This window comes from Porphyromonas sp. oral taxon 279 str. F0450 (assembly GCF_000292995.1).
GTDB lineage: Bacteria > Bacteroidota > Bacteroidia > Bacteroidales > Porphyromonadaceae > Porphyromonas > Porphyromonas pasteri.
In genome coordinates this window covers 1-13259 of sequence record NZ_ALKJ01000009.1, presented here as the reverse complement: position 1 = coordinate 13259, position 13259 = coordinate 1, and the positions used below count along the sequence as shown (strand labels likewise).

The window sequence follows — 13259 nt, the reverse complement described above, 5'->3', positions numbered from 1 at the left end:
CGCCGATGCACTTCCCTATGAATAAGCTATCTCGCTACACAGCACTCTCGCTACTCGCCTTCTCTCTCCTCCTCGGAGGCTGCCGCAAGGAAGAGGTGCCTCACACCACGTCCACCCCGTCTGAGACTGAGGAGACGCTCGGAGCTGACCGCTATGTGCTGATGACCTACAAGAGTACGACGATCCCTGCGGGTCCGATGAAGGGGCTCAGCTACAAGGAGAGCTATATCTCTTACTTCGACCACCTCCCCACCTCCGATGGAGTCAACAATATCCTTGAGAGGAATACCCTCTTCGGGCGCTTTGGCTCGGATGGCGGTGGCCTGCTGGAGGCTCATGGCCAGATCTACCGCTACTCCAATGCGGTGAACAACCATGCCCAAGGAGATCTCCTCATCAATAATCCCGTACGCCTCACATTCTCACCCTCAGCTCAAGCTATCGGCGAGCGAGCCTACCTCGAGAGTGATGCCGACGGCTTTAGTCAAGCGGAGAAAAACTTCGCCATCGGGGAGCAGCTCGGCTTCCTGATCCAACCTCCAGTTATAGACCGTATCATAGAGGTGACGACTTTCGACCCCAAGACGATGGCGAAGCTCCCAGCAAAGATCCTCATCTCCGAAGCCGACAAGGAGCGTATCCGCCAGTTCATCCTCGAGAAGACACCTGCTCTATCAGGCCAGCAGCTACCCCGCCTCGTCCTGGGGATGAAACTCATGGTACTGCACGAAGGGACACTGATCATGGATGCTGAGCTCCAGTCCGATGCCCATACCAACCTCTCTCGAGACTGCTACCTCGTAGCCTACAAAGCTAAGAACGGAGGCCGCCTCCTCTCGCTCTCTTACCTACCGAATACAGGACGTCTCGGCACTCCCTCCGAGCTCCTGCAGTATGCCCATGACGAAGCTGGCGACCTCTACCTCCTCGCCCAAGGAGGTGACCTCCTCGGCTTCTATCAGAACTCTCTCATCTATCGTATCCGCCATGGTAGACATGAAGTAGACCCCGACTGGCAGGTAAAGATCTCGGATCTTGGCCTCAGCTACCCCGCACGATTCAACGGGATCTATGTCTACCAAGGCAAACTCCTAACGATGGTCTCTGCCCACCAGCTATCAGCTATCAGAAGCGAGATCCCCCAAGACGAATGGCAGTACTACACCATCGATCTGGCGACACGCCAAGCAGAGCCAATAGCGTCACTACGCCCCTCTTCGGCCTTCCGCCAAGGTGTGAATATCGGGACGGTCATCGACGGGCGCCTCTATCTGCGCTATGTCCGTACAAGTAGCGAAGCTCCCTACAACGGATACTATACCTACGATGTCACCACAGGCCTCGCCACGCCAGCCTTCTCCGTAGCCCTACAAAGTGGCTATGTCGCCGACTTCAAGAAGATCACCCTCACACCTCAGCCCCGATGATAAGCAGACGCCCCTACCTCCTTGCGCTACTCCTTGCGCTCATCACCGCCTGCACCAATGATCTCCCGACCGATCCCTCGGGACAGAAGAGTCGCATCCAGTTCCCCTCTTCACTCACCCTGGAGAAGCTAATCGGCGTGACGTGGAAGATCGACCACGAGAAGCAAGAGGTGATCCTCCCACAAAGTCTCGGGAACCTATCCGCTGCAGCCCGACCCATACTCAACGTAGCAGGCAAGCATCTCAACTCCCTCTATCTCTCTAAGACAGGGCAAGTCTATGCCACCTATGTCATCGAGGAGTTTGGGAGCACGATCTTCTACTACACAGGCACCTGGGCTCTGGACCCCAAGGCCCCCGAAGAGCTCCTTGTACGAGTCGGCTCTCCCATCGGCGGAGATCTGGAGTATCGGATGAAGATTCGTCGCTTCAACCTATTGAATAATATGCTCACCATGGAGGCCTTCTTTGTCAATCCCGACTACAGCTTCTCGGCGCTGATGACGGGTAAGGGGGCTCAAGATGACTACTGGAGCAAGGAAACCGATGTCATCGACCCATCCTGGAGCGAACGCAATCCGATTAGCCAAGCCCCAATAGACTATCGTACCATCCTCGGCTCCTATCGCGTCGATCTTGAGACTTGGAAGCGTGTCCTCTATATCGATGACGCCCTATATAATGTCTATCCACTCCTCTCGCGCTACCAACTTAGCTTCCAGAGCAACGGTCAGGTACTGCTGAGCTCACTCCCCGTCCTACAGTATGGGATCAATATCTATAAGGGAACATGGCGTGTCGCTGGGAGCAAGGTCCTCCTCACCTTCCCACTCTTCCCCTTCCGAGGAGATACCGACCACTATGCTGGCACCTTCGAGATCGACGTGATCCCCCCGATAGCCACGACCTATGCGCGGCACGACGTCACCCTGATCATGGAACTCGTACGTGCCGAAGAGGAGTCTACCCTCGTCCATATCTCTGAGCCAGGGATGATCTCGGCTTACATTACCCTACACAAGGTCAAGTCCAAGTAGCTACACACATGATGATGAAAGTCAAAGCCTACCTCCTCACCCTCCTCTCAATACTTCTCCTCTCCACCTGTCGTAGTACAGCGGAGACGCCGCAGCTTGACCTCAATGATGGAGGCAAAGGCCTGGAGCTCACCGCTCGCAGTACAGGGGATACGTTATATATACCCTTTTCCTCCTCGGTCACCGATGAGCGCTTACAGATCACCGAGGCAGAGGACTGGATCGAGACAGAGCTTCGTCGTGGTCAGCTCCTCGTCTATGCAGCTCGCAATAGTACGCCCTTCGCCCGCCAAGCAGAGCTCATCCTCCAGATCATCGAGCGAGGAGGACGCCAGGCTGCTCGCCGTATCACGATCCGTCAGGAGGCCGATGAGTCGCTGGCTACCGATAGGTATCTCTTCCCCTATATCCCGGTCTTGGGCTTCCCCTTAAGCACATACTATAGCAACAAAGAGAAGATCTACACGATACCTCTTTCCGCCACTGGAGGGGCGCATACCGACCCCATACTCTTCCGCACCAACCTCTCCAGAGACCAGCTACGCATAAGCTATGACTACGGAGAGGGCTCGAGCGATTGGGTGCACGACTTACAGATCATCAAGACCGAGGATAGCTGGGGTATCAGCCTCCGTGCAGATGCTATCCCGACGAGTATGGCACAGCGCCGAGTACGCATCACGCTTGCTGATGCTCAATTCGCAGACCAAAAGATCTCCTTTGACTACCTCCAGCTGGGACACTCTACCGTCTCGTTTGCGCACCCTGAGCAGATGTTCACAAGCCTTGGGATGCTTCCCCAGCAGATCTCTATTCCGCTGAAGACCGATCTACCGCTGAGCAAGCTCCACCTCACTGTCTATGTCGACAGTCACAACCTCGAGGGTCAGATAGAGCGGAATGGCGATGGCGAGGTGACGCCAGACTACCGAGAGAAGTATCGTAGTCCCTTCTGGCAATACGCCGTCAATACGCAGGATGAGCAGATGGAGCGTCCAGCGCTCCAGCGGTACTTCCGACTCATCAAGAGCCCCGGCGGAGTCACCCTCACGGGGCAGACCACGACGAGTGCGGACTTCCTCGATCTCTCACTCCTGATGAGCAAGGGCTTCAGCCTCGTCTACTGTATCACCAATGATGCGAACGATCAGAAGCTTTGGGGATTCCTCCAGCTACCCAACCACAAGCGCCATCTCTATCTCCACAGCCAGCATGGCAAGAGCGAGGAGCGTATCACCCTCCCAGCTGAAGCATCTGAGTTTGCCCTCAGCTACCGGACGAATCTTCACTTTGATGATATCGAGTGGACTCGCCCAACCTTCGTCACCCTCCCCGAGCGCTCTTGGGGAGCGGAACTCCCTGTACCCGAGGGCTCGACTATCCACTACCCCGATCTAACGAATTTCAAGGGAATACGTGTCACAGCTAACCCGCTACGCACCATCCGACGCTTCTCCATCACCGCCACCTTTGGCACGTATGTAGGAAGCGAATATATAGGACCGAAGCTAGCTCCTCTGCAGTTCACTTGTGAGCAAGCACCCTTCACGGGAGTATATGAGTTCGCCACCAGCGAAGACACCACTCTTGATCTGGCAGCGCTCCCCGACGATGAGAGCAGCAAGATGGTCGTCGCCACGATTGCCCTCACCACCAATCTCTCACAGGAGCAGATCCAGATCACCAAGCCTCAGGCGCGCAGTGGCTGGATCCAGGCAGAGCTCGGGATAGATCCCGAGACGGGCTATGTCAGCTCGATCGCCTTCTACTTGGATAAGAATACGAGTGGAGCTGATCGCAGCACCCAGATACGCCTTATCCCCCCGACGGGCGAAGGTCTATCCCCCATCATCTTCACCATCCGTCAGACGCACTAAGCACGCTCAGCACGATGAACTACCGCATCGCCATCACGGCGCTCCTCGCCATCCTCTCCCTCCTCTCCTGCTCACAGGAGGATCCTGCCATCGAGACGCTCACGATAGCCTCCTTAGGCTCCGACACCCTCTATACGGGTAGGGAGTACCACCTCTCGGTCACCTCTACACCTCGAGTCGAGTCCCCACGTCTCTCATGGAGTGTCTCCGACGCCAGCATCGCATCCATCCAGTACGGGGGCGTACTGAAGCCCCTCCGCAAGGGCGAGCTTACGGTCCTCGTGACCTCACTCCAGTCAGGGGGCAAGCGCGTGCGAGCCAGCCGCCACTTCACCCTCATCTCCTCTGGGGTCTACCTGCGTGATCGCTCGATCACGATCAATCCCCTCGAGACCTACACGCTCCCCTACCGCTTCCTCCCCGAAGACTACAAGCCTACAGAGGCACTCTCATGGAGTGTCGCCGATCCCTCCATCGCCTCAGTCGATAGCGAGGGGCGGGTACGCGGCCTCACTGATGGTGAGACGACCGTCTATGTACGCCTGGGCAATCCCCTCTCAGGCTTCTTCTCTGAGGACTCGGTAGCTGTGACAGTACGCCACCACGCAGCCCCTACCTACACCTACACGGATGGAGTGCTGGAGCTTACACAGAAGGTCCCAGGGCTTCTACCCATGGTCGCTAAGGAGATGCCCTACTTCTCCAAGATCATCGTCCATGGCCCGATCAATGGCTCCGACCTACTCTTCTTCAGCGAGCAGAATGCCCGCATTGACGCCCTCGATCTCTCCGATACACGCATCGTCAGTGGCGGTCGCACTGTCCTCCCTAAGAAGCGCTTCTTCAGTGACCCCGAGCCTACCCCAGTAGCTGTAGAAGACGATATCCTCCCCTCGGCCTTCGCATCAGGTCTCACGATCAAGGCGCTGACCTTACCTCGCAGGCTAAAGGGACTTATCAGCTTCGGGCTCAACTTCATCTACACAAGTCTCACCCTGCCCGAAGGCTATGAGAAGATCGAGCTCGGAGAGTTCGCTACGGAGCAACTCCACCTCCCCAAAAGCCTCAAGCAACTCTACTGCAATCAGCCGAAGCTCTTCGTGGAGCTGAGAGGCGGGGAGGATGATCTGAAGATCTCCTCTGTAAAGGATGAGCTTGTACTCCCCGAAGGCCTCGAGGAGCTACGGGCACTCCTGGAGCTCAGTAGTCCGCTTACCCTCCCCCGATCGCTGAAGGCCGTCACCCTTACCGGGCGCTTCGATGATATCACCTTTGCTGGGCCCTCAGCCATCACCACACTCAGTAGCACCTTCTTCATCCAGCACCCCAATCAGGATAAGGGACCTCTCTCCACGATCCAGGCCAAGACACTCCGCCTGCCTGAGGGGCTCGAGACGCTCGGAGCACGCGCACTGGCCGCTGGAGCCTATGGCTACTTCATCATCAATCAGCAGATCGACCTGAGGACGGCGCTCAATATCAAGCAGCTCCTCCTCCCCTCTACACTTCGGAGCATAGGCGAAGCAGCCTTCTTCTCCGCACAGATCCAGGAGTCCGTCACACTCCCCCAGCGCTTACGCACCATCGGCCCGCTAGCCTTCTACGCCAGCAGCCTCCCTGAGATCACGCTTCCAGAGAGCCTTCAGCGCATCGATGATCAGGCCTTCGCCCTATGCGGATCGCTGGAGACCGTTCGGGCTCTCGGGAAGACCCCTCCGATACTGGGCTCTATGGCTTTCTTCCGTACGACAAAGCAGGGGCGCATCGAGCGTCTCATCGTCCCACATGGGTGCAAGTCAGCGTACGTCAAGGCAGGCTACGCACCGTTCTTCTTCGACATCGTGGAGGCTGCTCATTAGTCCCACCATCTATCGCTTATCTACTATGGCACGCTACTCCTTCCCCAAGCGTCAGTGGTATCTCACCCCACTCCTTTTACTCTTACTCATCCTCGTCTGTGGCCTACAGAGCTGTAGCAAGGGTAGTCCTCAGGAGCCCAAGTCCAGCGGCCTCGCCAGCTCTCTATGGACTGAGGGGACGGGGACGATGCTCCTCGACTTCGTCAGTGACAGCGAAGTGCGCTTCTCCCTCACGCCCTCGGGGAGCCCTCGCACGATGAGCTACACGACCTCCTATCGCCTCGAGGGGCAGACGCTCTACATCACCGACATCATCCATACCACCCCCTTCGGCGAAGCGATCCTCTTGAAGGACTTCCGCGCGGAAATCAGCTCGACTAAGCTCGTGGCTAACTTCACCACGGCATCAGTCACCATCGACCCAGAGAGCAAGACGCCGTCCTTCTCCCCCCAACCGCTGAAGGGATATATCTTCCACCGCAAGGCATAGTTTCAGCCCTCCCTCTATATGATGGCGCCCCACCTCCCGCAGAGGGAAGTGGGGCGCTACTTTTATGCTGGTAAGCGGGCTATCACTAAAGCGTCGTGAGGCGAGGCAGTGACTTGAGAATCGTGGAGCAATAGTGATCCGCAGTACAGACCAGTAGTCATTCGCACTTGAACCACTACTGGTTCGCGCCTCGAAGTAGTAGTGGTTCGCACTCCCCTTCTCTATACCCTTATGCTCTACGCTTCGAGAGGGAGTGAACTTCACCATATATAAAAACAAAAGCTCCCCCTGTGCGAAAGCTTCGCACAGGGGGAGCCTGCTTGATTGGGCTTAGTATCAGAGACGACTACTTAGCTGCAGGGATTTCCTTGAGGACCTGCAGGAGGTGACGCCACCAGAGGTCTACCGTCTTGATCTCGATACGCTCAGCGGGTGAGTGTACGTCACGGAGCGTAGGACCGAAGGATACCATATCAAGGTCGGGATAGACATCGAGGATCAGACCGCACTCGAGACCAGCGTGGATAGCCTTGACAGCTGCTTCCTTGCCGAAGAGCTTGCGATAAGCATCAGCCGAAGCCTTCAGGATAGCAGAGTCTGGGTTGGGCTTCCAGCCTGGGTAAGAGTCGGTGACCTTGACATCAGCACCAGCGAGCTCGAAGACAGAGGCTACCATCTCCGAAGCGCTGTCGCGCAGGCTCGTCGTGGAGCTACGCTGGCTGGTCTCGACGAGGATCACGCCGTCACGCTGCTTGATAGAAGCGAGGTTATTCGACGTCTCTACCAGATTTTCCAGCTCGTGGCTCATACCGAGTACACCGTGAGGGCAAGCATAGAGCGCACGTACGAGAGCAGACTTCGTCTTGCAGTCGATGACCTGTGCAGGAGCAGCAGCGTCTTCGATATCGAGGCGGACCTTGGGGTCAACGGCCTTGAGCTCATTGCGTACAGCAGCATCGAGCTCGCGGAGGAGTTCCTCAGCCTTAGCCTTGTCAGCGGGCTTGACACCGATGAGCGCGTGAGCTTCGCGGGGGATAGCGTTGTGGAGGTTACCGCCACCGATCTCAGCGAGGCACCAGTCGAGGTTCTTCTCAAGAGCGTAGAGGTAGCGCGTGAGGAGCTTATTAGCGTTACCGAGACCGACGTGGATCTCACCACCAGAGTGACCGCCCTTGAGGCCAGAGACGGAGGCACGGAGCCATACAAGATCCTGAGGGGCAGCCTTGTACTCGGGCTTGAAGGTAGCGACGATACCCTTACCGCCGGCGCAGCCGATGAAGAGCTCACCTTCGTCCTCGCTGTCGAGGTTGATGAGGATCTTACCGGTGAGGAAGCCTGGCTGGAGGGCGAAGGCACCGGTCATACCGGTCTCTTCGTCGATGGTGAAGAGGGCTTCGATAGGCCCGTGTTCGATGTCGTCCGAGGCGAGGACGGCGAGCTGTGCAGCACAGCCGATCCCGTTGTCAGCACCGAGGGTGGTGCCGTCAGCATGGAGCCATTCGCCATCGATGATGGTACGGATGGGGTCGTTGTCGAAGTCGTGCACGGTACCAGCGTTCTTCTCGCATACCATGTCGACGTGACTCTGCAGGATGAGCTTGACACGGTCTTCGTAGCCAGGGGTAGCAGGCTTGCACATGACGATGTTGCCCACCTTATCCTTCTTGTACTCAATACCGTGGTCCTTAGCGAACTTCTCGAGGTAAGCGATGATCTTCTCTTCCTTCTTCGAGGGGCGGGGGACTTGTGTGATCTCATGGAAGTACTTCCAGACAATCTTGGGGTTCAGCTCTGTAATTTCCATTGCTTTACTTGATGTTTACGTATAGGTAAATGTGTTGGCAGGGCGACAAGCAGCACTTTTCCGTACCCCTCGTAGTACACTTAAGGCCTTAATCAGCGAAAACTTGTACCTTTGCTCCCAACAAATATAACGATAAAAAACAAGCATGGCACTCCTTTCGATAGTACTCTTCGTCGGTGCAGTCATGCTTTTCATTCTCTCTAAAGGCAAAGACAAAGAGTAGTATGTCACTATTCCTCATCTCACTCCTCGCTATGGGGCTCGTGGTCTTCCTCCTCTCTATCGGGGTGATCTTCAAGAAGAACGGGCGCTTCCCCAGCACACACGTTGGGGGCAACCGTGCTATGCAGCAGCGTGGTATTTCGTGCCACACGTCACAGCACAAGGACGCCCAGCGCCACAAGACTCTGGCTGAGCGCCTCGCCGCTGACGAGGGGTAAGCGACCTCTATAGCCCTCACTATCCACCCCGCATATCCATTACAAATCATAATCTACCTATGACAAAGAAAGGTTTCGTAAGCCTCGGCACACTCGCCATCGCACTCACCAGCTCCCTCTGCCTCTCCTCCTGTGGAGGGAACAAGGCCGAGCAGAAGTCTACCCCCACCACTCCCGTTGAAGTACAAGCTACTGGCCTGCCCATTGCTCTTGTGAACATGGACAGTGTCACCTCACAGTATAAGTTCGCACAGGAAATCAAGGAAGCTCTTGAGAAGGATGCTGCCGCTCACCAGACCCGTCTTCAGGGTAAGAGCGCTGCTATCCAGAAGGCTGCAGCCGACTTCGAGCGCCGTATGCGCATCAACGCTTTCGTCTCTGCAGAAGCCCAGCAGGCTGAGCAGCAGAAGCTCATCCGCATGCAGCAGGAAGGTCAGGCTCTCAGCGCTGAGCTCTCCGAAAAGCTTGCCCTCAAGCAGCAGTCCCTCCTCGAGGATATGATGAAGTCGATCCGCGAGCAGCTCAAGGACTACAACAAGGATGGCCGCTACAAGCTCATCCTCACCAAGGTCGGCGACAACATCCTCTACGCAGAAGACGCGCTCGACATCACCGAGGACTTCATCAAGTACCTCAACGAGCACTACAACGCTGGCGAAGGCGTCCAGGCTAAGACGGATTCTACGGCTAAGAAGTAGTATCCACCCTGTGGGCTTTTCATCGCCCCAAGGTACACCGCATAGAGGGGGAGCAGCACGATGCTGCTCCCCCTTATTATTTGGACCTACTCCCCCACCCTATATAGGATGGTGGCCTATTCCTATATAGGTCGATGAGCTGACCTATATTGGTCACGATGCGAAGCTATATAGATCGTCACGCGGAGCTATATAGATCGTCACGCGGAGCTATATTGGTCGAAGCAGTGACCTATATAGGTTCGTAGCAGCCCCTCTATAATAAGAAGGGAACAACAGGTATCAGAGGAGGAAGCTATCCAGGCCGTGTAGAAACACTCGCACACGCCCCCAAAAACAAAGACATCGCCCCGTGATCCGAAGAGTGGATCACGGGGCGATGCGTATGGGTATGTATTTGGTGGTGCGAGGGAGAAGCTTAGTTCTGGCTCGCTTCCGCCTCTTCGCGCTCGGCCTTCAAGAGGGCTGCGACCTCCTCCAGCTGCGTGTAGAACTCTTCGCCGAAGGCGCGGACGAGCGGTGCACGCAGGAACTGATAGACGGGCACCTGGAGCTTACGCCCGAGCTTGAGCGCGCACTTGCAGATCGACCACTTGTGGTAGTTCACCGCCGTGAAGGTGGGGTACTTCGTCAGGCGCACGGGATAGAGCTGACAGCTGATGGGCTTGATGAAGTCCGTCTTCCCTTCGCCATAGACCTTCTCAAGAGCGCAGGCACAGCGTCCCTGCTCGTCGTAGGTGGTGAAGACGCAGTCACGCCCATTCACGATAGAGGTCACCTCATCGCCATCTTCATCGAGGTAGCTGACGCCCTGCTCCTCGATGATCTTGAGGGCTGCAGGGGAGAGAAGGTGACGCACGTGGGGCAGGCACTGGCGAAGCTGCTCTGCTTCGCCCTCCTCCAGCGGCGCACCGCTATCGCCTTCGACGCAGCACTCCCCCTTGCAGGTGTCGTAGTCGCAGACGAAGAGTACGTCGAAGAGGTCTTGACTGACGATCTTATCTTCTATTTGGATCACTCGGCAGGCCCTCCTATTATCGGATCTTCAGCGTGACGATGGTCACCACAGCCAGCAGAATGCCGATGAGCCAGAAGCGCATCGTCAGCTTAGCCTCGGGGATCTTAGCGATAGGACGCTTCAGGATACTATCCGTAGCCGCCCCACCAGGGAGCTGGAAGTGGTGGTGCAGAGGCGCCATCTTGAAGACGCGCACGCCCTTGCCTATACGCATACGGGTGTACTTGAAGTAGAAGCGCTGGATGAAGGAAGAGGTAAATTCGGCGATGAAGATACCGCAGAGGATGGGCAGGAGAAGCTCCTTACGGATGAGGATAGCGAAGACCCCGATGATACCACCGAGCGCCAGACTACCTGTGTCGCCCATGAAGACCTGTGCGGGATAGGAGTTGTACCAGAGGAAGCCTGCCGTCGCTCCGACGAGCGTAGCGGCGAAGATAACCAACTCTTCGGCCCCTGGGATAAACATCGTATTCAGATAGCCCGCCATATCGTGGTGCGAGGAGACGTAGGCAAAGACCCCCAGCACCACGCCGACAATAGCCGACGAACCCGAGGCCAAGCCATCGACACCGTCGGTGAGGTTCACACCATTGGAGAGGAGCATAACGACGACGACCGTCATCATGATGAAGATGGTCACCCCGACGATCTTCTTCACCCCTGGATCAGAAATGGGAAGGATCTCAGAGTAATCGAGGTTATTGGCCTTGAGGAAGGGGATAGAGGTCTCGAGGCTCTTGGTATCGGTGGTCTCGAAGCGAATCTCTCGCACACCGCCCTCACGGACGATCTCACTATTGCGCTTGATGACGACCGAGGGGCTGAGGTAGAGCGTCACCCCGACGATGAGGCCGAGGAAGACCTGCCCGATGATCTTGTAGTGCTCCTTGAGCCCGTTCTTATCCTTCTTGAATACCTTGATATAGTCATCAGCAAAGCCCAGAAGCCCCATCAAGAGCGTCGTGACGATCATCAGGATGACGTAGATATTGTCCAGTCGCGCAAAGAGGAGCGTAGGCACCAGGATCGCCATGATGATGATGATACCCCCCATCGTGGGGGTGCCCTTCTTCGTCTGCTCGCCTTCGAGACCGAGGTCACGCACCAGCTCGCCGATCTGCTTGCGGCGGAGGAAGTCAATGACCTTGCTCCCCCAGATCGTGCTGATCAGGAGCGCCACGATGAGCGCTAAGCCCACACGGAAGGAGACGTAGGTGAAGAGACGTGAGAAAGGTAAGGCAATACCCTGACGGGTCAAGTACTCAAAAAGGTGATAAATCATAATCTTGTGTAGAGTGAAATACTAAGCTTCGTGAGCGAACTGCTCGAGGATGATCTCGCGGTCATCGAAGTGATGACGCACACCTGCGATCTCCTGATAAGTCTCGTGGCCCTTGCCTGCGACGAGGATCAAGTCGCCTGCAGAGGCCAGCATCGTAGCCGTGCGAATAGCCTCGGCACGGTCGGTAATAGAGAGCGTGCGGCTCAGCTCTTCGGGGCTTAGGCCAGCACGCATCTCCTCGATGATCGCTACGGGATCTTCGCTGCGGGGATTGTCGGAGGTGAGGATGACGCGGTCAGCACGGACTGCCGCCTCGTGCGCCATAATCGGGCGCTTACCGCGGTCACGGTCGCCACCACAGCCGACGACGCAGATGATCTTCGCGCCCTTTGAGCGAAGACTCGAGAGCGTCTCCAGCACATTGATGAGGGCATCGGGAGTATGCGCATAGTCGACGACAGCGATATAGCCACGTTTCTCGGAGATGAAGCTCTGGAAGCGCCCGTCGACAGCGGTGAGCTCGCTCAGGCGGCGCAGAGCCTCTTCCTTCGACATACCGAGGAGGGTCGCTGCCGCATATACGGCGAGGAGGTTGTAGACATTGAATTCGCCGACGAGTCGCACCAGCACCTCGACACCTGCGATACGCAGCTGCGTGCCGTAGGGATAGAGCTCGAGGATCTCAGCACGGTAGTCGGCTGCCGCACGCAGTGCATAGCTATACTGATGCGCACGGGTATTCTGTAGCATCACGGCCCCGTTCTTGTCATCGGCATTCGTCAGCGCAAAGGCATCCTTATCGAGCCCATCGAAGAAGCTCTTCTTAGCACGGAGATACTCCTGCACCGTGCCGTGATAGTCGAGGTGGTCGCGCGTGAGGTTCGTGAAGATACCGCCACGGAAGTGCACCCCAGCGGCACGATGCTGCGCCATAGCGTGGGAGCTGACCTCCATGAAGACGTGCGTACAGCCCGCTGCCTGCATACGCGAGAGGAGCGCCTGTAGCTCGGGGGCCGAGGGCGTGGTGTGCGTAGCGGGGACGGCTTCGTCCTCAATGTAGTTGCACACCGTACTCAAGAGGCCACAGCGATAGCCCGCCGCACGGAAGAGGCGGAAGAGGAGCGTGGCGATAGTCGTCTTGCCATTCGTCCCCGTGACACCGACAACTTGCATCGCCTGAGAGGGGTGGCCGTGGAGCGCCGAGCTGGTGAGCCCGAGCACCTCGGCCGTAGAGCCGACGACGATATAAGCGACGTCCGCACGCTGCTCCTCGGGGAGCGTCTCGACGAGGACGGCACGTGCACCCGCCTCGATAGCGGCGGGG

The 13259-nt window shown here is 57.0% G+C and carries 11 protein-coding genes; 7 read left to right on the top strand and 4 right to left on the bottom strand.

Annotation, left to right across the window (positions count from 1 at the left end; all coding sequences use genetic code 11):
* The first annotated feature begins 17 nt into the window (after window positions 1-17).
* Genes HMPREF1323_RS00845 through HMPREF1323_RS00825 form a run of 5 tightly spaced genes read left to right on the top strand, consistent with a single transcriptional unit; the run spans window position 18 to window position 6690 of the window.
* Window positions 18-1427, top strand: a complete 1410-nt coding sequence (locus tag HMPREF1323_RS00845; RefSeq protein WP_156795162.1) for a hypothetical protein — start codon at window positions 18-20, stop codon at window positions 1425-1427.
* Window positions 1424-2464, top strand: coding sequence for a hypothetical protein (locus HMPREF1323_RS00840; RefSeq protein ID WP_009432276.1), 1041 nt, complete (start codon window positions 1424-1426; stop codon window positions 2462-2464). The genes HMPREF1323_RS00845 and HMPREF1323_RS00840 overlap by 4 nt, the downstream gene beginning before the upstream one ends.
* A gap of 11 nt (window positions 2465-2475) precedes the next feature.
* On the top strand, window positions 2476-4341 hold the full coding sequence (locus HMPREF1323_RS00835; RefSeq protein ID WP_156795161.1) for a hypothetical protein: 1866 nt from the start codon (window positions 2476-2478) through the stop codon (window positions 4339-4341).
* Window positions 4342-4355: 14 nt separating this feature from the next.
* Window positions 4356-6200, top strand: a complete 1845-nt coding sequence (locus HMPREF1323_RS00830) for a leucine-rich repeat protein (RefSeq protein WP_009432285.1) — start codon at window positions 4356-4358, stop codon at window positions 6198-6200.
* Window positions 6201-6225: 25 nt separating this feature from the next.
* Entirely contained in the window at window positions 6226-6690 is a 465-nt protein-coding gene (locus HMPREF1323_RS00825; protein ID WP_009432303.1) for a hypothetical protein, read from the top strand.
* A 346-nt stretch (window positions 6691-7036) separates the two neighbouring features.
* On the opposite strand, the gene HMPREF1323_RS00820 is transcribed toward HMPREF1323_RS00825, so the two are convergent.
* Window positions 7037-8494 carry an aminoacyl-histidine dipeptidase gene (locus HMPREF1323_RS00820; protein WP_009432290.1) on the bottom strand — a complete coding sequence of 486 codons (1458 nt, stop codon included), beginning with the start codon at window positions 8492-8494 and terminating at the stop codon, window positions 7037-7039.
* A 224-nt stretch (window positions 8495-8718) separates the two neighbouring features.
* On the opposite strand from HMPREF1323_RS00820, the gene HMPREF1323_RS00815 reads away from it, so the two are divergent.
* Complete coding sequence (locus HMPREF1323_RS00815) at window positions 8719-8934, top strand: hypothetical protein (protein WP_009432268.1); 216 nt, start codon at window positions 8719-8721, stop codon at window positions 8932-8934.
* A 59-nt stretch (window positions 8935-8993) separates the two neighbouring features.
* Complete coding sequence (locus HMPREF1323_RS00810) at window positions 8994-9632, top strand: OmpH family outer membrane protein (RefSeq protein WP_009432302.1); 639 nt, start codon at window positions 8994-8996, stop codon at window positions 9630-9632.
* Between the two features lie 418 nt (window positions 9633-10050).
* Here the strand turns inward: HMPREF1323_RS00810 and HMPREF1323_RS00805 are convergent, their stop codons facing one another.
* The 3 genes from HMPREF1323_RS00805 to HMPREF1323_RS00795 all read right to left on the bottom strand — a co-directional run.
* On the bottom strand, window positions 10051-10650 hold the full coding sequence (locus tag HMPREF1323_RS00805; protein WP_009432282.1) for a DUF3109 family protein: 600 nt from the start codon (window positions 10648-10650) through the stop codon (window positions 10051-10053).
* 16 nt (window positions 10651-10666) lie between these two features.
* On the bottom strand, window positions 10667-11935 hold the full coding sequence (gene mraY, locus HMPREF1323_RS00800; RefSeq protein ID WP_009432287.1) for a phospho-N-acetylmuramoyl-pentapeptide-transferase: 1269 nt from the start codon (window positions 11933-11935) through the stop codon (window positions 10667-10669).
* Window positions 11936-11956: 21 nt separating this feature from the next.
* Window positions 11957-13259: UDP-N-acetylmuramoyl-L-alanyl-D-glutamate--2,6-diaminopimelate ligase (locus HMPREF1323_RS00795; protein ID WP_009432300.1), on the bottom strand; the 1303-nt coding region annotated here is incomplete at its 5' end.

Excerpts from the sequence above, each read along its gene's own strand:
- HMPREF1323_RS00845 (WP_156795162.1), top strand. The coding sequence starts at position 18 with ATGAATAAGCTATCTCGCTACACAGCACTCTCGCTACTCGCCTTCTCT.
- HMPREF1323_RS00840 (WP_009432276.1), top strand. The coding sequence starts at position 1,424 with ATGATAAGCAGACGCCCCTACCTCCTTGCGCTACTCCTTGCGCTCATC.
- HMPREF1323_RS00835 (WP_156795161.1), top strand. The coding sequence starts at position 2,476 with ATGATGAAAGTCAAAGCCTACCTCCTCACCCTCCTCTCAATACTTCTC.
- HMPREF1323_RS00830 (WP_009432285.1), top strand. The coding sequence starts at position 4,356 with ATGAACTACCGCATCGCCATCACGGCGCTCCTCGCCATCCTCTCCCTC.
- HMPREF1323_RS00825 (WP_009432303.1), top strand. The coding sequence starts at position 6,226 with ATGGCACGCTACTCCTTCCCCAAGCGTCAGTGGTATCTCACCCCACTC.
- HMPREF1323_RS00820 (WP_009432290.1), bottom strand. The coding sequence starts at position 8,494 with ATGGAAATTACAGAGCTGAACCCCAAGATTGTCTGGAAGTACTTCCAT.
- HMPREF1323_RS00815 (WP_009432268.1), top strand. The coding sequence starts at position 8,719 with ATGTCACTATTCCTCATCTCACTCCTCGCTATGGGGCTCGTGGTCTTC.
- HMPREF1323_RS00810 (WP_009432302.1), top strand. The coding sequence starts at position 8,994 with ATGACAAAGAAAGGTTTCGTAAGCCTCGGCACACTCGCCATCGCACTC.
- mraY (WP_009432287.1), bottom strand. The coding sequence starts at position 11,935 with ATGATTTATCACCTTTTTGAGTACTTGACCCGTCAGGGTATTGCCTTA.